At 51.3% G+C, this 18,670-nt stretch carries 18 protein-coding genes; 9 read left to right on the top strand and 9 right to left on the bottom strand.

The window, feature by feature from the left end; all coding sequences use genetic code 11:
* Positions 1 to 156: 156 nt before the first annotated feature.
* Positions 157 to 519, top strand: a complete 363-nt coding sequence (gene yacL / locus FDX01_RS09890) for a protein YacL (protein ID WP_096758276.1) — start codon at positions 157 to 159, stop codon at positions 517 to 519.
* Positions 520 to 551: 32 nt separating this feature from the next.
* Here the strand turns inward: yacL and FDX01_RS09885 are convergent, their stop codons facing one another.
* A complete protein-coding gene (locus FDX01_RS09885) occupies positions 552 to 2,603 on the bottom strand; it encodes a glycoside hydrolase family 36 protein (protein WP_170974772.1) in 2,052 nt (683 codons plus the stop codon).
* An 18-nt stretch (positions 2,604 to 2,621) separates the two neighbouring features.
* Positions 2,622 to 4,025: a sugar porter family MFS transporter gene (locus FDX01_RS09880; protein WP_115259438.1), complete on the bottom strand. Its 1,404-nt coding sequence runs from the start codon at positions 4,023 to 4,025 to the stop codon at positions 2,622 to 2,624.
* 233 nt (positions 4,026 to 4,258) lie between these two features.
* On the opposite strand from FDX01_RS09880, the gene FDX01_RS09875 reads away from it, so the two are divergent.
* Positions 4,259 to 5,272, top strand: coding sequence for a LacI family DNA-binding transcriptional regulator (locus FDX01_RS09875; RefSeq protein ID WP_137399703.1), 1,014 nt, complete (start codon positions 4,259 to 4,261; stop codon positions 5,270 to 5,272).
* On the opposite strand, the gene FDX01_RS09870 is transcribed toward FDX01_RS09875, so the two are convergent.
* Entirely contained in the window at positions 5,265 to 5,612 is a 348-nt protein-coding gene (locus tag FDX01_RS09870; RefSeq protein WP_096758273.1) for a YacC family pilotin-like protein, read from the bottom strand. The genes FDX01_RS09875 and FDX01_RS09870 overlap by 8 nt on opposite strands.
* A 153-nt stretch (positions 5,613 to 5,765) precedes the next feature.
* On the opposite strand from FDX01_RS09870, the gene cueO reads away from it, so the two are divergent.
* The 3 genes from cueO (at position 5,766) to hpt (ending at position 8,810) form a co-directional block, all read left to right on the top strand.
* Positions 5,766 to 7,376 carry a multicopper oxidase CueO gene (gene cueO / locus FDX01_RS09865; RefSeq protein WP_117342305.1) on the top strand — a complete coding sequence of 537 codons (1,611 nt, stop codon included), beginning with the start codon at positions 5,766 to 5,768 and terminating at the stop codon, positions 7,374 to 7,376.
* 125 nt (positions 7,377 to 7,501) lie between these two features.
* The gene (locus FDX01_RS09860) at positions 7,502 to 8,026 is read left to right on the top strand and encodes a hypothetical protein (RefSeq protein ID WP_096758271.1); all 525 of its coding nucleotides are present in this window, start codon (positions 7,502 to 7,504) and stop codon (positions 8,024 to 8,026) included.
* A 247-nt stretch (positions 8,027 to 8,273) separates the two neighbouring features.
* Entirely contained in the window at positions 8,274 to 8,810 is a 537-nt protein-coding gene (gene hpt, locus FDX01_RS09855) for a hypoxanthine phosphoribosyltransferase (protein WP_003018658.1), read from the top strand.
* A gap of 72 nt (positions 8,811 to 8,882) precedes the next feature.
* Here hpt and can read toward each other — a convergent pair whose 3' ends face one another.
* On the bottom strand, positions 8,883 to 9,545 hold the full coding sequence (gene can, locus FDX01_RS09850; protein WP_096758270.1) for a carbonate dehydratase: 663 nt from the start codon (positions 9,543 to 9,545) through the stop codon (positions 8,883 to 8,885).
* A 101-nt stretch (positions 9,546 to 9,646) separates the two neighbouring features.
* Here can and FDX01_RS09845 point away from each other — a divergent pair, with 101 nt between their 5' ends.
* The 4 genes from FDX01_RS09845 to FDX01_RS09830 all read left to right on the top strand — a co-directional run bounded on the left by FDX01_RS09845 (position 9,647) and on the right by FDX01_RS09830 (position 13,175).
* Positions 9,647 to 10,573, top strand: a complete 927-nt coding sequence (locus FDX01_RS09845) for an ABC transporter ATP-binding protein (protein WP_096758269.1) — start codon at positions 9,647 to 9,649, stop codon at positions 10,571 to 10,573.
* The gene (locus FDX01_RS09840; protein ID WP_137399702.1) at positions 10,570 to 11,340 is read left to right on the top strand and encodes an ABC transporter permease; all 771 of its coding nucleotides are present in this window, start codon (positions 10,570 to 10,572) and stop codon (positions 11,338 to 11,340) included. Before FDX01_RS09845 ends, FDX01_RS09840 begins: the two co-directional genes overlap by 4 nt.
* A 103-nt stretch (positions 11,341 to 11,443) precedes the next feature.
* Positions 11,444 to 11,884, top strand: a complete 441-nt coding sequence (locus FDX01_RS09835; RefSeq protein WP_115259434.1) for a PTS sugar transporter subunit IIA — start codon at positions 11,444 to 11,446, stop codon at positions 11,882 to 11,884.
* Between the two features lie 61 nt (positions 11,885 to 11,945).
* The gene (locus FDX01_RS09830) at positions 11,946 to 13,175 is read left to right on the top strand and encodes a polysaccharide deacetylase family protein (RefSeq protein ID WP_137399701.1); all 1,230 of its coding nucleotides are present in this window, start codon (positions 11,946 to 11,948) and stop codon (positions 13,173 to 13,175) included.
* 2 nt (positions 13,176 to 13,177) lie between these two features.
* Here the strand turns inward: FDX01_RS09830 and FDX01_RS09825 are convergent, their stop codons facing one another.
* The 5 genes from FDX01_RS09825 to FDX01_RS09805 are packed head-to-tail and all read right to left on the bottom strand — an operon-like array spanning position 13,178 to position 18,656.
* Positions 13,178 to 14,263 (bottom strand): fimbrial protein, encoded by a 1,086-nt coding sequence (locus FDX01_RS09825; protein WP_137399700.1) that lies wholly within the window; start codon positions 14,261 to 14,263, stop codon positions 13,178 to 13,180.
* Positions 14,264 to 14,277: 14 nt separating this feature from the next.
* Positions 14,278 to 14,895: a fimbrial-like protein gene (locus tag FDX01_RS09820; protein WP_242461227.1), complete on the bottom strand. Its 618-nt coding sequence runs from the start codon at positions 14,893 to 14,895 to the stop codon at positions 14,278 to 14,280.
* Positions 14,896 to 14,916: 21 nt separating this feature from the next.
* Positions 14,917 to 15,474, bottom strand: a complete 558-nt coding sequence (locus tag FDX01_RS09815; RefSeq protein WP_115259430.1) for a fimbrial protein — start codon at positions 15,472 to 15,474, stop codon at positions 14,917 to 14,919.
* 22 nt (positions 15,475 to 15,496) lie between these two features.
* A complete protein-coding gene (locus FDX01_RS09810; RefSeq protein ID WP_135912573.1) occupies positions 15,497 to 16,078 on the bottom strand; it encodes a fimbrial protein in 582 nt (193 codons plus the stop codon).
* A gap of 22 nt (positions 16,079 to 16,100) precedes the next feature.
* On the bottom strand, positions 16,101 to 18,656 hold the full coding sequence (locus tag FDX01_RS09805) for an outer membrane usher protein (RefSeq protein WP_115259428.1): 2,556 nt from the start codon (positions 18,654 to 18,656) through the stop codon (positions 16,101 to 16,103).
* Between the last annotated feature and the right edge of the window lie 14 nt (positions 18,657 to 18,670).

Below are 18,670 nucleotides of genomic sequence, written 5' to 3'. Positions count from 1 at the left end.
GCAAAAACGCATCAATGCCCGGAGAGGTCAGCTTCTTCGGGCATTTTTATTTCTATTCCTTATACCCGTTACGCTTTTTTTCTGCCGCGCTGCTGCGATAATTACAGCAAGGTGCAGTGCGGTATTGGCGCACTGCCGGGAGCAGAGGAACACATTATGGATTACGAATTTCTGCGCGATATTACCGGAGTGGTAAAAGTGCGAATGTCCATGGGCCACGAAGTGGTAGGGCACTGGTTTAATGAAGAAGTGAAAGAGAACCTGGCCTTACTGGATGAAGTGGAACAGGCAGCGCGTGCGGTAAAAGGCAGTGAGCGTTCCTGGCAGCGGGCAGGGCATGAGTACACGCTCTGGCTGGATGGCGAAGAAGTCATGGTGCGTGCCAATCAACTGGAGTTTACGGGCGACGAAATGGAAGAAGGGATGAACTACTACGACGAAGAGAGTTTGTCTCTGTGCGGCGTCGAAGATTTCCTTCAGGTAGTGGCGGCATACCGCGAATTTGTTCAGCAGAAATAATGACTGCCTCCCTGTCGGGAGGCGGTTTTCATTTAGTGGGCAAAAGTGAGATGAAACAATCTGGCGGTCAGTTTCTCCGGTAGTGAAATCATTAATTCATGTTTGTTGATCGTTGGCTGACAGAGCACTTTGGCGAAGTGCGGGTAAACGCAACTTGCCTGCGTGACGCCACCGAGTGGTAGCGTGATTGAACTCTGCTCACTTTCCATACGCCAGACCGCCAGCCAGGCTTCATTTTCGTTACGCAGACCAAATGCCAGCCACGGTGACGCGAAAGAGGGCATGCCAAGAGGCCAGAACGGCTCGAGGTGAGGGATCTGCTGGCGAAACGATTTATACAGTGCGATCCCTTCCTGAACCAGTTCGAAACGCTCTTCGCTCAGTTCCGCCAGATGCCCGCTTTGATGAACCCGCAGCAGCAGGCTATTCACCATGTTCATCACCACTTCTTCACGGTCGCCTTCACGTAAGGGATAAGACCAAATGGCGGCTTGTTCAGGCGTTACCGCCGAGGCCGCAGCGGCGGCAATCGAGGCCATTAAGCGATAGTCGGTCTGATCGGTAACGGATTGAATGCTGTGCTGCTGCAAAAGCGCATAGTCCATGCGCAAGCCGCCACTGCCGCAGTTTTCAATCACCAGTTGCGGGTAGCGAGCCATGATGTTTTTCAGCCAGCTAAGATAAGCCCTATTGTGCTGTAGCAATCCGTCGCCGGGGCTGTCGGCTGCGTACTCTGTCCCGATACCCGCATTAATGTTGTAATCCATTTTGATATAGCTGATGCCATATTCCTCGACCAGACGGGAAATAACCCGATCGGCATGCTCCAGCACTAAAGGATGGCGAAAATCCAGCTGATAGCGCTGATGGTCAATAACCCGTTTGCCGTGGCGCAGGAAAAAACACGCATCAGGTAAGGATTGCGCCAGCGGGCAGGCAATCCCCATCACTTCCAGTTCCAGCCACAACCCCGATTTCATGCCTTTGGCGGTAATATAATCGAGCGGTTCACGGATCCCTCCGGGAAAGCGTGTTGGTGCGGGAAGCCATTCGCCGACCCCGTCCCACCATTCACCATCAGAGTACCAGCCGCAGTCGATACAAAAGTACTCACATCCCGCATTTGCGGCGGCGTCAATGAGTGGCAGCAGCTTCGCGGTGGTTGGATCGCCGGAAAGACAGTTCATATAGTCATTGAATATCACCGGGAGCCACTGGTTATCCGCCGACGGGCGTAGTATTTTTCGTCGATAACGGGTAATTTCCCGTAGCGCTTCTTGCAACCCTCCCTGAACCAGCGCAACGGCGACCGGTACGGAAGTAAAGGTTTCTCCCGGAGCGAGATTTTTCCACCAATGACTTTCATTCTCGGTGGGGCCGCTGACTTGCAAATAGAGATGGTCGCGGAAATCGCCAATTTCCCACTGCCATGAGCCGCTGTGTTCAATCTGCCATAGTAGCGTGGTGCCAGCTGCGGTATCCTCAAAAGCGGCGCAGGGCAAATAGCCAATGCTGGACCAGGTTCCGGTACTCTCAACCGAGAGACGATCGAGTGAAAAATGGTTCACTTTATCCAGTCCGAGGTCCGGCAGTGAGCGACTCTTCCACTGTGCCTCGCCGTACCAGTTATTATGCGGCAAGTGCAGAAGTGCTGTTTTTTCCCATTGCTGGCTATTGATGGCAAACAGCGTTAAGGAGCTGACATATTCCAGTCCGAGGTGCTCAGGGGAATCATTGCGTACCTCGCACCAGACTCGCACCGTACGCGTGTCGCGAAAATGCTGAAGGTGCCAGCTTACGGCTATCGCATCACCGTTAAGGCTGATTTCAAGCTTCTTTCCCCGCTCATTTTCGCTAAAACAATGGGACTGGTAGCGTAACGATGAACCCGGCTCGCTGCCGGTATGTTTGCGGGCATGGTGATCGTTTTGGTTGTAGCCGCTGGCATGTACCTGTACCAGCGGAAACTCCCCGTGCACCGCGCAATCTCTGGTTGTTGAAAACCGGCTAATATAAATTTGCTGTTTTTCATTAAGCGAAAAAGAAATATACAAATTATCTTCAGTAAATTCTATAAAACTCATGTCCGATACTCCATTTTATCATCGGCCAATGTTGCGTAATTTTTTTCCTGCCATTAGATTCTGTTCAATTTTTTCTAGTGAAATGTTTTTTGTTTCAGGAACAAAGAAATAAATAATGATAATGGCAGTAAGGTTTAATAAGGCATATAGATAGAACGTGTGGGCGCTACCTAATGTATTGAGTAGCGACAGGAAGGTTGCACTGACAATCATCCCGGCGATATGGCAGGTAAATGTGGAACAGGTAATGCCAAATTCACGCCCTTTTAATGGCTGAATTTCGGAGCATAATAACCAGATTAGCGGGCCTGCTGACATAGAAAAACCGACGATAAACAGTAGCAGCATCGCCACGGTGACGCCTTTCTCCATCACCGATAACGCATCACCACCCAGTAGTGAGCCTACCACGCTCATCGCAATGCCCATGGTGATAAAACCAACATACAGCATAGGCTTACGTCCCCAACGGTCGACAAAACCGACGGCGATAAAGGTCGCCACCGTCATCACCAGGCCAACGATTACCGTTCCCCACATTTGGTCTGCTGTAGAACTAAAGCCAATTTCGTGGAAGATACGCGGCGCGTAGTACATCATCACATTGACGCCGGAGAACTGTTGCATGACTTGCAGGACGATCCCTAATCCGACACTACGGCGAAAGTGTTTATTTTCTTTAAATAAATGCCAGCCGTGTTGTTTAACTTTAAGCTGTTCTTTAATTTCCTGCAGCTCGCTTTCAACCTCTTCGCGGCTGTTGCGCAGGCGCAGCAATACGGCTCTGGCATCCTCTTCTCTGCCATGCATCATCAGCCAGCGTGGGCTACGAGGCAGGAACAAAGCGCCAAACAGGAAAACCAGTGATGGGATAGCCACAACCAGCAGCATTCCACGCCAGTTGCCGCTGTAGCTGAAGGCGGTATTGGTCAGAAAGACGATTAAAATTCCGAGAGCAATCATTAACTGATAAGCGGAAATCATCGCACCGCGGATATTTTTTGGCGTGATTTCAGAAAGATAAAGCGGCGTTGCGTAAGAGGCGACGCCGAGGCCAACACCGAGAATTAAGCGACCGGCGATCAACATATCCGCGCTGACGGCACAGGTACAGATAATGGCACCGATACAGAATGAGCCAGCGGCAATGAGCAGGGCATATTTACGCCCTAATCGATACGCCAGAAAGCCGCTGCACAGGGTTGCAGCTGCGGCACCGACCATCATTGAGCTGACGATCCATTCTTGTTGGTTATCAAGTAGATGATATTCTTTGGCGATAAGCGGGAGTGCGCCGGAGATGACGCCAATATCCAGGCCGAATAACAAACCGGCGAGAGCCGCTAACAGACAAATCCAAATCACCTGTGGCCGTGTTTTATTGACGGATGCCGCAACAGGAAGCGGGCTATCTAATTGCATAGGGATTACCTTTGTTAGTTTTGTTTGTAGGTGTCTTAAAAAAATACTTAATCGATTTCGTATTATTTTATGCTAGATCTGAAAAATAACGATAGCAATGGCTTTTCCTACGTAATTGTGATCTCTTCAACATAATCATGTTGTGTTAAAATGATTTTTTATTGTCATCGGGAAATTAATGGTTTAGATTGCAGAAATATCCTTGTCTGAAGCAATTTAGTCCATGCGGAAAAATGAATATTAAAGAACTTGCTGAGTTTCTGAATCTTTCTACGGCGACGGTCTCGAAGGCGTTGAATAACAAAAGCGATATCAGTAACCATACGCGGAAAAAAGTGCTGGAGGCGGCGGAAAAACTGGGCTATCGGCCGAATGCTTCCGCCCGGCATCTGCGCAGCGGTAAGGTGGGGGCCGTGGCGCTGCTGCTGCCTGCCGCAGACGGTGGCAACGTTCATACCGCATCATTTTTTATGCGTATTGCCAGAGGGCTACAGTCCAGCTTGAAAGCCAGCGGTATCGATCCTGTCATCCACATCACCACAGATCGGCAGGGGGAGCAGCAACTGTTGCAAAAAATCATTGAGCAAAACCGTGCGGATGCGGTCATCCTGACGGATACGCGTATTGATGATGAGCGGATTTTATTGCTGAACGATCGACGGTTTCCTTTCGTCACGATGGGACAAAGTCGGGTGCTGAAAGGGCATTTTAACTGGGTCGATTTCCACCATGAAGAGATGGGGCGGCAGTGCGTGCGTTTTGCGCTGCGTCAGGGGGCAAAGCGTATTGCTGTTGCGACGCTAGGTGCTGACAGCATGCATGGGCTGCAGTTTCTTGACGGCTGTCTGGAGGAAATGCGTGAAAGTGTACAAACGCCGAACGACGGGCTGATTTTCTTTGGTGCCGTTGCTGAGTCATCTGGTGAGGAGGCCATGCAGAAGTTTATGCAGCAAAATGCAAAGCCTGACTTTATTATTTTTATTAACGACTTTCTGCTGATGGGCGCCTGCCATTATCTGGCTGGATTGCCTGATTGCGGTCTGGATGAAAAGTCGATGCTGTGCGCCACGGCGAGCAGCGACTTTTCGTCACGGGTGATGTCGTCCGCCTGCCTGTTTACCGTCGATCACGAAGAGGTCGGGCGACAGTTGGGCGAAGCGGTACTACGGGTGACACAGGGGGATAACGCGGTGAAGTCGGTTTTGCTGACGCTGCCGGTCAACGCCATCCGGCATCACATTATTTAACGTAGGCCAACAGGCTCAGGGAGTCACGCGCCAGCGCTTTGCACTTTTTGGCAACCGGGATCCCGATACCGCTTAAATCGCGGTAGCTGTCTTCACCGAGTGATTTCATGTCGAAGGTGTCGTAATTACTGAGGTCCCACTGGTTCTGCTGGGCAAAAAAGACCAGTGCGCGACGGATCTGCCCATTGGGCAAATTCTGGTATCCACAGTCATTTTTCAGAAAGACAAACACTGCCGTTAAATCGGCCATATCTTCGGCTTCGGACTCGCTGAGCGCGTAGCTGTTTGCGCATACGGCCATCAGGCTGCCGAACAAAATTGTTCTGAAAAACGTCTTCATTGCTTCTACCACTGCATCACGGAATTTAAACGTTAGCACACTGCGAGCGAAGCGACGACCTTTATTATCAGCGGTTCACTTGACCTTCCCGTAAGGGGAAGGCTTATGCTTAAAAGATAGCCTGCTTAAGCTGCTGAATATAAGGAAGTGATTATGCAACGTCGTGACTTTTTAAAGTACTCCGTGGCGCTGGGCGTCGCGTCAGCGTTACCTCTCTGGAGCCGTTCGGTTTTCGCTGCTGAGCGTCCTGCTTTACCTATCCCTGACCTGTTAACGACAGATGCTGCCGATCGTATACAGTTGATCGTTCAAGCCGGGCAGTCGACCTTTGCCGGTAAAACCGCGACCACCTGGGGATATAACGGTAATTTACTGGGACCGGCGCTGAAACTGCAGAAAGGTAAAGCGGTCACCGTTGATATCCATAATCAGCTGGCCGAAGAGACGACGCTGCACTGGCACGGCCTGGAAATTCCCGGCGACGTCGATGGCGGACCGCAAGGGGTTATTCAGGCGGGCGGGAAACGTTCTGTGACCTTCACGCCCGAACAACGGGCAGCGACCTGCTGGTTCCACCCACATCAGCACGGCAAAACCGGTCGTCAGGTGGCGATGGGGCTGGCCGGACTGGTGCTGATTGAAGATGAGGACATCCACAAACTGCTGTTGCCGAAACAGTGGGGCATTGATGATGTTCCGGTGATTATTCAGGACAAACAGTTCTCCGCAGACGGACAAATTAACTATCAGCTGGATATGATGACCGCCGCCGTCGGGTGGTTTGGCGATACGCTGCTGACTAACGGGGCGATGTATCCGCAGCATGCCGCGCCGCGCGGTTGGCTGCGTCTGCGTTTGCTGAATGGCTGTAACGCCCGCTCACTTAACGTGGCGGCCAGCGACAACCGTCCACTGTACGTCATTGCCAGCGACGGCGGACTGTTGGCAGAGCCGGTGAAAGTCTCCGAGCTGCCCATGCTGATGGGCGAACGGTTTGAAGTGCTGGTGGATATCAGCGATGGCAAAGCTTTTGATCTGGTCACGCTGCCGGTGAGCCAGATGGGGATGGCGATTGCGCCCTTTGATAAGCCGCATCCGGTGATGCGCATCCAGCCATTGCGTATCACCGCTTCCGGTACGCTGCCAGACACGTTGACCACCCTGCCAGCCTTGCCTTCACTGGAAGGACTGACGGTGCGCAGGCTGCAGCTGTCTATGGACCCGATGCTCGACATGATGGGCATGCAGATGCTGATGCAGAAATATGGCGACCAGGCCATGGCAGGCATGGGGCATGGGCAGATGATGGGGCATATGAATAATGGCGAGATGGGCCACGGTAAAATGAATCATGGCAACATGAATCACGGTAATATGAATCACGGCAATATGGGCAGCATGGACCACGGCGGGACGTTCGATTTCCATAATGCCAACCGCATTAATGGCCAGGCATTTGATATGAATAAACCGATGTTTGCCGCGACGAAAGGTCAGCACGAACGCTGGGTGATTTCCGGGCAGGGCGACATGATGCTGCATCCGTTCCATATTCACGGCACCCAATTCCGCATTCTGTCTGAGAACGGTAAAGCACCGGCCGCGCATCGTGCGGGCTGGAAGGATACTGTTCGTGTTGAAGGCGGCGTCAGCGAAGTGTTAGTGAAGTTTGATCACGATGCACCGAAAGAGCATGCCTATATGGCGCACTGCCATCTGTTAGAGCATGAAGACACCGGCATGATGCTCGGCTTTACCGTGTAACAAAATGACCGGATGGCATTTTTGCCATCCGGTAAAACAGGATGTTCTTAAAATGGGCATTTACCGTTTCATTCATTAGCGCGGCGGATATACTGATATGATTAATAATAAATCATGAGGTTAGAATGGATCTTTTCCGCAAGGTACTCACCGCATCTTTTGTCATGATGGTGGCGATTTCAGCGCATGCCGAAATGAAAATGCAACGCCAGAATATCCCGCAGCTCAATTTGAGTATCGAAATTCCGCAAACGCTGACGCCAATGTCCGACGAAATGGCGAAAATTAAATACCCTTCGGAAAATCGTCCGCAGGTTATTTATGGCGACGAGCGTGGCAAGGCCTCTTTAGGGATGACCGCCGGGCGCAGCGCGTTGCCCGCATCACAGTTGGATCAAGCGAAAGATGCGATGCTAAAAATGCTGACTAACTTCAAACCGCAGGCGGAAGCCGTGACCGTGGATGGGCATAAAGCCTGGCTGATTACCTTCCGCTCCCAGGCGCCGGATACCGAAATCCTAAATATGATGCTGGTAACGTCGGAAAAAGATAAAGCCGTGCAGGTCGCTTTTAATATGACCAAAGATTTGGTTGAACAATATCAGGATGTGGCGAAAGCATCGTTAATGTCGCTTAAATTTGATAAGTGATTGTTGTCAAAAATCTGAGAGCAATAAAATACCCGCAGTAAATAGCGGGTATTTTTATTGAGTCTTGCCCAGGGCGGCCAGGGAAGACCCATGTTCTCTGTTCTGATGTGGGGTAAAGATACCGTCATAGGACAACAGATGCCGCGAATAAAGGCTTTTACTGGTATACTTCGTACCTTGCGCTTAGATGCTGTCTTATTAAGAGTGAGCATTGAGTGATTTGTTTTTAAATCATATGGTTAGAGATATGAAACATACTGTAGAAGTCATGATCCCGGAAGCGGAGATCAAAGCGCGCATTGCTGAACTCGGGCGTCAGATTAACGAACGTTACAAGGACAGCGGCAGTGACATGGTGCTGGTTGGTCTGTTACGCGGCTCATTTATGTTTATGGCAGACCTGTGCCGTGAAGTGCATGTCTCCCACGAAGTCGACTTCATGACTGCCTCAAGCTACGGCAGCGGCATGTCGACTACCCGTGATGTTAAAATCCTCAAAGACCTGGATGAAGACATTCGTGGTAAAGATGTACTGATTGTCGAAGATATCATCGACTCCGGTAACACGCTGTCAAAAGTGCGTGAAATCCTCAGCCTGCGCGAGCCGAAATCTCTGGCTATTTGTACGCTGCTGGACAAACCCTCCCGTCGTGAAGTGAATGTTCCAGTCGAATTTATCGGCTTTTCCATTCCGGATGAGTTTGTTGTCGGTTATGGCATTGACTACGCCCAGCGTTATCGCCATCTGCCGTATGTTGGCAAAGTGGTACTGCTGGACGAGTAAAACTGCGAACGTGCCTGATGGTGAGCGTTTTGTAGGCCGGGTAAGGCGTAGCCGCCCCCCGGCAATGTTGCGTTACTTATGGTTACTGTGCTTTTGGCTGAGGTTCGACAGCCCCTGTCGGTAGCGCTGTTCCAGGGATTCACGGCTGGTGGCGGTCACGTCCAGATCGCGAAGTAGGCCATCATGAATACCGTAGGCCCATCCGTGAATAGTGACCTTCTGACCACGCTTCCAGGCTGAACGCATGATGGTGGAGTGGCCCAGGTTGTAGACCTGCTCCATGACATTCAGCTCGCACAGTGTATCAATACGACGCTCCGGCGGCATTTCCCCGAGCAGTGAGCTGTGTTTAAACCAGATATCGCGGATATGCAGCAACCAGTTATCAATCAGTCCCAATTCTGTATTTTCAATGGCGGCCTGTACGCCACCGCAACCGTAGTGCCCACAAATAATAATGTGTTCCACTTCCAGCACATCAACCGCATACTGAACCACTGAGAGGCAGTTCAGATCGGTATGAATTACCAGATTGGCAACATTACGGTGAACAAATAATTCGCCTGGTTCAAGACCGGTTAAACGTTCCGCGGGAACGCGGCTATCGGAGCATCCAATCCATAGAAAGCGCGGATTCTGCGCATGCGTCAGCGTTTCAAAAAATCCGGGGTCCTCTTCTATCAGCATCTTTGACCATAGTGCATTGTTGCTGATAAGTGTATCTATGTCTTTCATGGAGGCTGTAACCCAGTAAATTGCGTTGCGCTAATATAGGGTAACTCCTGATTTATTAAAACCAAATATCAAGTATTAGAATGTAAGGTAAGTAAAAAACCATGACCATTGCTCTGGAACTTCAACAACTTAAAAAGACTTATCCCGGTGGCGTTCAGGCGCTACGCGGCATAGATTTGCAAGTCGAAGCGGGTGATTTTTATGCGCTTTTAGGTCCTAACGGCGCAGGAAAGTCCACCACCATCGGGATTATCAGCTCGCTGGTGAATAAATCCTCAGGGCGGGTGAGCGTCTTTGGCTACGATCTTGAAAAAGATACGGTTAACGCTAAACGCCAGCTTGGGCTCGTGCCGCAGGAGTTTAACTTTAACCCGTTTGAAACCGTGCAGCAGATCGTGGTGAACCAGGCGGGCTATTACGGCGTTGAGTATAAAGAGGCGGTAAAACGCAGCGAAATTTATCTAAAACAGCTCGATCTGTGGGAAAAACGTAACGAACGGGCGCGTATGTTGTCCGGCGGTATGAAGCGACGTTTGATGATCGCCCGTGCCTTGATGCATGAGCCGAAGCTACTGATCCTCGATGAACCGACGGCGGGCGTTGATATCGAACTGCGTCGTTCAATGTGGGGATTTTTAAAAGATTTAAACGACAAAGGCACGACGATTATTCTGACCACCCACTACCTCGAAGAGGCGGAAATGCTGTGCCGTAATATCGGTATTATTCAGCATGGTGAGCTGGTGGAGAATACGTCGATGAAAAACCTGCTTTCCAAACTGAAATCCGAGACCTTTATTCTCGATTTAGCAGCGAAAAGCCCGTTGCCCAAACTGGAGGGCTATCAATACCGTCTGGTTGATACTTCCACGCTGGAAGTCGAAGTGCTGAGAGAGCAGGGGGTAAACAGCGTGTTTTCCCAACTGAGCGCCCAGGGCGTTCAGGTATTGAGTATGCGTAACAAGGCGAACCGACTGGAGGAGCTGTTTGTTTCTCTGGTGCATGACAAACAAGGAGATCGCACATGATGCAGCTTTACTGGGTCGCACTGAAAAGCATCTGGGCGAAAGAGATCCACCGTTTTATGCGGATCTGGATCCAGACGCTGGTCCCACCGGTCATTACCATGACGCTGTATTTTATTATCTTCGGTAATTTGATTGGCTCACGCATCGGCGAAATGCACGGCTTTAGCTATATGCAGTTCATCGTACCGGGGCTGATTATGATGGCGGTCATTACCAATTCGTACGCCAACGTCGCGTCGTCATTTTTCAGCGCCAAGTTTCAACGCAACATTGAAGAACTGCTGGTCGCGCCGGTACCGACGCACGTCATTATTACCGGTTTTGTCGGTGGTGGTGTGGCGCGCGGGCTGTGCGTAGGTATTCTGGTGACCGCTATCTCCCTGTTCTTTGTGCCGTTTCAGGTACATTCGTGGGTCTTTGTGGCGCTTACGCTGGTGCTGACGGCGATCCTGTTCTCGCTGGCCGGATTGCTGAACGCGGTTTTTGCCAAAACCTTTGACGATATCAGCCTGATCCCGACCTTTGTGCTGACACCGCTGACCTATCTGGGCGGCGTGTTCTACTCGCTAACGCTGCTGCCGCCGTTCTGGCAGGGACTGTCGCACCTGAACCCGATTGTCTACATGATCAGTGGTTTCCGCTACGGTTTCCTCGGCATTCATGATGTACCGCTGGTCACGACCTTTGGCGTGCTGGTGGTGTTTATTGCCGCCTTTTATTTACTCTGCTGGTATCTGATTCAACGCGGACGTGGGTTACGTAGCTGATTCTTTCTTCCTCTCCCGGACCGGGAGAGGAAGACTTTTGATGTTTATCACCGTTATGTATTTATCACCCTGATAAACTACTTGTCTGCTAAGGAGGTAGGCAATGTTAGGTTGGGTGATTACCTGTCATGACGATACGGCACAGGATATGCTGCATCGTCTGGAAAAAAAGTTCGGCTCGCAGGCGCAATGCCGGGCGGTAGGGTTTTGGCGTGGACTGAGTTCAAATATGTTAAGTCGGATGATGTGCGATGCCCTGCATGACACCGATTCTGGCGAGGGTGTGATATTCCTGACGGATATTCCAGGTGCTGCGCCTTATCGCGCGGCGGCATTGATGAGCCATAAACATTCCCAGTGTGAAGTGATCTCAGGCGTGACGTATCCATTGCTTGAGCGAATGCTTTTGTCGCGAGAATCGATGAGCAGCGCGGCGTTTCGCAATCAAATTGTTTCCCTCGGCGGTCCTGATGTCACCAGCCTGTGGCATCAGCAACAGAAAAATCCCCCCTTTGTGTTGAAGCATGATTTGTATGAGTATTAAGCATTGGTATTGATGATGCTTTTGCTACAATAACCGAGGTTTTTCGCCTCGGTTATCCCATATGGTTATGCGTGCTCTGCTTATTCTGATGTTCCTGTTTTCTGGTTTTGCGGTTGCGGCGTTGCCTGCACGCTATATGCAAACCACTGAAGATGCTGCTGTCTGGGCACAGGTTGGCAATAAAATGGTGACGGTAGGGAATATTCGTGCGGGCCAGATCCTCTCGGTCATTCCCGGTGGCGAAGACTATTACGCGTTTACCTTTGGCTTCGGTAAGGGATTTATCGATAAAGGCCATCTGGAGCGCGTTCAGGGGCGACAGAAGGTCGAAGATGGACTGGGCGATCTCAATAAGCCCCTGAGCAATCAGAACCTGATCACCTGGAAAGATACGCCGGTTTATAACGCCCCCGACGCCGGGAGTGCGCTGTTTGGCGTGCTGGCGGACAATCTGCGCTATCCCATAATAAACAAGCTGAAAGACAGGCTGAACCAGACGTGGTTTCAAATCCGTATTGGCGACCGGCTGGCTTACATCAGCGCCTTAGATGCTCAGACCGATAATGGGATCCCGGTGCTGACTTACCATCACATTCTGCGTGATGAAGAGAACACCCGTTTTCGCCATACCTCGACGACCACTTCCGTACGTGCTTTCAGCAACCAGATGACCTGGCTGCGTGATATGGGCTACACCACGCTGACGATGTACCAGTTAGAAGACTACGTGCGTAACCGCGCTAATCTGCCCGCGCGCGCGGTGGTGGTAACCTTTGACGATGGCCTGAAGTCGGTCAGCCGCTATGCGTATCCGGTGTTGAAACAATACGGTATGAAAGCAACGGCGTTTATTATCTCATCGCGCATTAAGCGGCATCCGCAAAAGTGGGATCCAAAATCGCTGCAGTTTATGAGCGTCTCCGAATTGAATGGCATCAGGGATGTGTTTGACTTTCAGTCACATACCCATTTTTTACATCGGGTAGATGGTTACCGTCGGCCGATCCTGCTGAGTCGTAGCCACCATAATATCCTGTTTGATTTTGCCCGTTCGCGGCGCGCGCTGGCGCAGTTTAATCCGCATGTGCTGTACCTCTCATACCCCTTTGGCAGTTATAACGCTACGGCGGTGACAGCGGCAGGAGAGGCGGGGTTTCACTTAGCGGTGACGACGGTGAAAGGGAAGGTGAAACCGGGGGATAATCCGTTCTTATTGAAAAGGCTTTATATTTTAAGAACGGATTCGCTAGAGACGATGTCGCGGCTGATCAGTAACCAGCCGCAGGGGTAAAATCAAAAGTAGTCGATGGTGAAGGTGCCAATGGCCTTAAATTCACCGGCGGTCACTGTACTACCATCATCGAGCTCGTAAATACGTGCATAAAAAGGCAGGTCGAGGGAGAGGCTATTCGCGACGCTCGTCATTGGACTCCAGATTTCAGCTCCGGGTTTAAAGCCTCCGTCTCCCTCGCGAGTTATCACATTGGTTTGCACGTAAACGCCAATCCCTTTCGCCGCATTGCTGCCACTCAGCGTGTTTTTGAGGAGCATATAACCAGTGCCATTGGTGGTGCTGGCCGTTGAAGTCAGTTTAAAACGCATCCACACGGTGTTGGTACAGTACTTCATCTGCAACGTAAAATTCTGATATGGCCAGTAGCCATCTCTGAGCGATGACATCATGATCTCGCCAAAATCAACGTTATTGGTGCCGTTATTGGCCGATACCGCGGTGCAGGTTGCTGCGTAAACCGGCACGCTAAAGCTGGTCGGCGTAACGTTGATGGTCCACGGGTTGTTATCATCAGAATCTGCGGTGCCGATGCGAATTTGCCCCAGCGTGCGTGAATCTTTTGGTGTAATCGCGCTGACGTTGTTAACATTTCCAGCAAACCCGCTACCCTGATATAGCGTTACGGTAGCTTTCATTTGCTTGCTGTCCCAGTAGTCTATGCTACCGCTGTCGACCATGACCCACGAGCCTCCACTAGACGACGGAAAATAACCGCCGCCTCCGCCGGTGCTATACATTTTTACCGCATAGTAAATACCGTCGACATTGGTAGGATAAAGCGCTCTGCCATCGGTCATATTGACCCTCGAGGCTTCGGTGGTATTCATATAAAATGCCACGCCGTCCTTTCCGTTATTGCAATAGGTCCAGAGATCACGGTCAAGCGAGGGATCAAAATAGGTGAGTTCATAGATGGAGCCTGAGACGTCGTCGCTCACATAGTGAAATGAAATTGGGTTTGTCCCTCCGCCATTCAGCGCCATAGTGCCACTTTTGCCACTCTGTGAGAGGCGGCATTCTGTGCTTGCGCTGGCATTAAAACTCAGGGCCAATAGCGCTACCGGGAGTAGTAGATATTTAATCATGTCATCTTCCTTGATTATTGATAAATAGCATCAACCAGCACATGGCTGGTGATCTTTCCGGCGCTCACGATGCCGGTATTCTGGTAGCGGGCGTAAAAGTCGTAACGGGTCAGATAGTTGGCTGATGTTGAAACATCAATGGCGACGGATGAACTGCCGTCGCTATTGACGACGTTACGGTTATCGCTGCTGGAGAAAATCACGATGCCGACGTTTTCCGCCCCGCCAGTGGCCGCGGGTGTGTCGTTGATAAATACCTGCTGGCTCTCGGCAGGCCAGGTGCCGTTTTGCGGCTGAAAGTGGAACACCATTGCGTTAACCGTTGCCGTATCATTAGTGCAGCTTTCAACGTTGACACTAAACTGCGTGCCGCTGTCGGCATCGCCCGGCTGCAGACGTGTTGTGCCGTCGCCGTTGTAAAACCAACCCCGTGAAACGATCGGTAAATGAACCAATCCGTTATCTGAGAGGGAGATCTGGCAAGTGTTCTCCACGACGTTAGCCGTGAGAGTGACGTCCAGACCTCCCGCGTCCTCATCCGCAAAGCAGGGGGCAGTGTAGAGTCCGCCAGTCACTCCCATTATCAGTAGTGCTCTCCCTAGTGAAGAGAGTATTTGGATGTTGAATGGCATGACGGCTCTACTCCTCTAGGTTTACTGATAGGTGACAACAAACGTGACCGGCGCGCTGACGCTGCCTGCCGTGACGTTGGAAATCGTTCTATCCTTGGCGATAACAATACGGGAGGCAAAAGCAACATCGAGCGTACTGCCGCTCATGGTGAGCGTTTGCGCGGGCTTGGTATTGCAGCTTAGCAGCGTTCCTGTTCCGGCTACGCCTTGCCAGACTTCAAAACCGGTGGCGTTACCAGCAGAGAATGAATCTCCGTTAGTGCTTGGCCCTGAACACCCGCCCCCGGTACCGGAGACGACCTGATAGCTGGCGGTTTTGACGCCCGCGCAGTCGGTAAAGGCCACTTTGAACGGCTCGCTGCGGCTTTGATTGACCAGATCTGACTTAAAGACCTCGCCGAAATCCAATGTACTGATAGCCTGACCACCGGTGTTCTGAATTTGTGCCGTACAGGTGCCTGCCGAGACGGTCGTGGTAAAGGTTGCCGAAACGCTGGCGGTACCGGTTATTGCGGCAAAAGAGTGAGCAGAAAAAAGCACTGCACCGGCAACGCCGCCCAGAAATGATAATTTTTTCATCAAGAGATCCCTTTTCTGATGATTATTCGTAGGTGAAGTTGAAGGTCGCCACGGCGCTAAAGTCACCTGTGGTGCCTTTGCCTTTGCTGGTTTCCGCTAATGCGGCGACTAACGACACTTCTTTAGCGCTGATTTCCGCGCTGCTCCAGACTATCCGGCCCGTATCAGTAGTGGCGTTAATGATGAAAGGCGCATCGGTTGCGGAACCCCTGGCGATAGTAAGACCGAGGTAGCTTGCGGCATCAGCCGTTCCTGCTCCGTTAACAATGATGTAGTCGGAATAGCCAGACTTGGTGCCCGTTATGGTGGTTTTTAGCCCTTGTAAGCTGTCCGGGCATTCGTTGATTTTCAGCTTAAAAGTTGCCTGTGCTGCACTGTCGCCGTTGACGATTTTATCGAGGCTGACGGTTCCTCCCGAGCCAATGGGAATGGTGTTGTCTAGACCAGTACCACTGCCGCCTTCGATAGCCATATCACAGGTGGTTTCGCGTAGCGTTGCGGTAAAGGTGACATCCAGTGATGTCGCCTGGGTTGGGTATGCGGTTGCGAACAGCAGTCCGCTACAGCCCAGTAGGTAGAGTTTTTTCAGTCTCATTATCTTCATAATCCCTGTAAAAATAATGCCATTACATCTGGCAACGTTGGTTACTCAGTAGACGGGTAAGGCCAACTTTCTGTTCAGCTTTCTCGCTATCGAGCTGATAGTTGACGGTGCAGCGTCCGTCGCTGCCGCTGCCCCAGATGACAAGTAGTTTGCCGCTGTCAACGACACCGCGAACGTACGCCATACCGGCCTGCCCGACGGTCCCGATAGATTCACCTTTTTCGTTTTGCACATCCGCGCCGAGCGGGATAAAGCCGTTATCGGTACGTTGCAACTCCAGCAGCAGTGAACGTCCTTCATCGGTTTCGAAATCCACCCGTACCACGGCGCCGCTGCGCGGAATCACCACGGAGCTGGTGTTTTTCACCTCGACGTCGTGTTCCATTTTGTCGATATTGATGCCTACATTATTTTCCCGGTAAGCGGACAGATAAGGCTGGATGGCATAGCCAAAGCGGTTAATTTCGCCGTCGCCATTGGTTAAGCGCGCGCCTTTGGCACCCGAAGCGTGAACCAGTGCCAGCGTGTCGGTATCGCCGATGCTGTTCGGCGCCAGCGTCAGGCCGCCGGAGTGCAGCAACATGCCGCCGCTGTAACTTAATGAATATTGACGGCTGTTATCGTCGGATGCGGAAGCCGACACGCTGAGTGGCCCCAGTGAGCTGTTGTAGCTACCGTAGCCGCCAACCTGGTTAATTGAGCCGCTGTCACTACGGCTGGCGCTGGTGTTAACGCTATAGTTAAAGCGATAGTCGTCAGTGTTACCGTTGGCGCTGGTGGCGAAGTTATTGTTCGACTTCAGATCACTGTTGACGCTCATGTTGACGGTGGAAAAACCGAGCGGCCTTTTGTTACGACCGAACAGGTTTTCCAGCGGAATACTCAGACTTAAGTAAACGCTGTCGTCTTTATCACCGTATTCGTTATAGGTGCGCTGAACGGAAAGGCTGTAGCTGGCCCACGAGAAGGAATCGCTGTAGCCGATGCTGTATTGCGAGGTCGATGACGACTTGTTCCAGTAGTCCTCCCAGCTCCCGTTCACATACAGGTTCCCGCTGCTGGAATCCCACAGAGAGACCGGCTGGCTGATATTGATTTGGAACTGGTTTTTCATGCGCTGGAAATTGCTGAACTCATTGTTTGCATCCGATCCGTTGTGCTTCACGTTATCGTTTAGCGTGGCGGCATCGCGCAGCGACATGTAGTTTTCAGTCGAGAAACGGTAGGCGGCAATGTTGAAAGACGTTTGCGAATCTTCAATCAGCTTACTCCAGGTGATGCGATAGCTCTGCCCGGTGAGGGTGTCCAGATCGTCGACCGATGTATTTGAGTGCGTAACGTCAAAAGCGAAGGCACCCACTGGCGTATTGGTGGCGATACCCAGCAAGCCAGCGTAATAGCCGACGTCCATGTACTGAGCACCGGTGTAAACAGTGAAGGTATTATTCAGGCCGTAGTAGCCGCTGGCGTAGCCCAGTCGAGGCTTCTCTTTTAAGCCATTGTCGTGCAGTTCGCCTGCGCCAACGTCCCAGCGACCATAGCCAGGACGCAGCATCTGTGTGACGGAGGAGTAGGGCACCGAGAAGGTGCGCACGCTGCCGTCGGCTTCTTCAATAGAAACATCCAGATTGCTGCCATAGCCGGTGGTACTGAGATCGTTGATAGCGAAGGGGCCGGGCGGCACCGTGGTTTCATAAATTTTACTGCCGCTTTGCTTAATCGTGACCTTGGCGTTGCTTTTTGCCACGCCGCGAATTTCCGGGGCGAAGGTTGACGCCCCGCCGGGGAGCATACGGTCATCGTTATAAAAACGAACGCCGCGCAGGCTGAAGGAATCAAAGGCATCACCGCGGGTAAAGGAGTCGCCAACCAGAAACTGCGAGCGCAATGCCGTGATATCACGCTGTAGATAAATATCCTGGCTAGAGTATTCGCTGCCGTTGTCTTTGTCCCAGTTCGCGTTACCTCTGGCACGCAGATGCCATGCGCCAAAATTGGCACCGTATTTTAATCCGGCATAGGCCGAGTCAGAGCTGCTACCGCTGTTTTCCGAATGCCAGCTGTTGAGATCATAAGAAAACATTGCCACCGGAATACCATCCTGCCATAACGAAGGATCGACGTATCCGTTAGGGTTTTTGAGGACGTAAATCTGCGGCATGGAGAGTGACAGTTCCTGAGTGCCGATATCATAATTCCATGAGGACTGCGGGAACTGTTTGGCAAGATCGACACATTCAGCAGACTCGAGATCCATCCCTGCTGTTTTGACGCCAATTTGCGTCAATAACTTGCTAGTGAAGCAGGGCGTAGCGCGTGGCGTGCCATTATCATTGAAGGTAAAATCGCCCAGCAATTTACGCTGACCATTCAGCAGGATCTGCGTTTTATAGGTACCCGGTGGGACTGGGTTGCCTTTTGAATAACGACTTACGTCGATGTTTGAGCCAGTATTGAAGAGAAATTGATCGTTAAATTCAACATCATCCGCTAAAACTGGAGATGCTTCTTCTGCCATTACTGGAGACTGGAGTGCAATATAAATAGCTGTACACAATAATGATCGACGAAAAAGCATAGTTCCCTTATCTC

The sequence above is a fragment of the Citrobacter sp. wls613 genome, from assembly GCF_005281195.1.
Classification (GTDB): Bacteria; Pseudomonadota; Gammaproteobacteria; order Enterobacterales; family Enterobacteriaceae; genus Citrobacter; species Citrobacter gillenii.
Note: the sequence above shows the minus strand (reverse complement) of the source record. Positions and strands in the feature narration are given on the sequence as shown.

Coding starts and splice junctions, on each gene's coding strand:
- cueO (WP_117342305.1), top strand. CDS start 5,766: ATGCAACGTCGTGACTTTTTAAAGTACTCCGTGGCGCTGGGCGTCGCG.
- FDX01_RS09880 (WP_115259438.1), bottom strand. CDS start 4,025: ATGCAATTAGATAGCCCGCTTCCTGTTGCGGCATCCGTCAATAAAACA.
- hpt (WP_003018658.1), top strand. CDS start 8,274: ATGAAACATACTGTAGAAGTCATGATCCCGGAAGCGGAGATCAAAGCG.
- FDX01_RS09815 (WP_115259430.1), bottom strand. CDS start 15,474: ATGAAAAAATTATCATTTCTGGGCGGCGTTGCCGGTGCAGTGCTTTTT.
- FDX01_RS09830 (WP_137399701.1), top strand. CDS start 11,946: ATGGTTATGCGTGCTCTGCTTATTCTGATGTTCCTGTTTTCTGGTTTT.
- FDX01_RS09810 (WP_135912573.1), bottom strand. CDS start 16,078: ATGAAGATAATGAGACTGAAAAAACTCTACCTACTGGGCTGTAGCGGA.
- FDX01_RS09840 (WP_137399702.1), top strand. CDS start 10,570: ATGATGCAGCTTTACTGGGTCGCACTGAAAAGCATCTGGGCGAAAGAG.
- FDX01_RS09875 (WP_137399703.1), top strand. CDS start 4,259: ATGAATATTAAAGAACTTGCTGAGTTTCTGAATCTTTCTACGGCGACG.
- FDX01_RS09860 (WP_096758271.1), top strand. CDS start 7,502: ATGGATCTTTTCCGCAAGGTACTCACCGCATCTTTTGTCATGATGGTG.
- yacL (WP_096758276.1), top strand. CDS start 157: ATGGATTACGAATTTCTGCGCGATATTACCGGAGTGGTAAAAGTGCGA.
- can (WP_096758270.1), bottom strand. CDS start 9,545: ATGAAAGACATAGATACACTTATCAGCAACAATGCACTATGGTCAAAG.
- FDX01_RS09870 (WP_096758273.1), bottom strand. CDS start 5,612: ATGAAGACGTTTTTCAGAACAATTTTGTTCGGCAGCCTGATGGCCGTA.
- FDX01_RS09885 (WP_170974772.1), bottom strand. CDS start 2,603: ATGAGTTTTATAGAATTTACTGAAGATAATTTGTATATTTCTTTTTCG.
- FDX01_RS09805 (WP_115259428.1), bottom strand. CDS start 18,656: ATGCTTTTTCGTCGATCATTATTGTGTACAGCTATTTATATTGCACTC.
- FDX01_RS09820 (WP_242461227.1), bottom strand. CDS start 14,895: ATGCCATTCAACATCCAAATACTCTCTTCACTAGGGAGAGCACTACTG.
- FDX01_RS09845 (WP_096758269.1), top strand. CDS start 9,647: ATGACCATTGCTCTGGAACTTCAACAACTTAAAAAGACTTATCCCGGT.
- FDX01_RS09825 (WP_137399700.1), bottom strand. CDS start 14,263: ATGATTAAATATCTACTACTCCCGGTAGCGCTATTGGCCCTGAGTTTT.
- FDX01_RS09835 (WP_115259434.1), top strand. CDS start 11,444: ATGTTAGGTTGGGTGATTACCTGTCATGACGATACGGCACAGGATATG.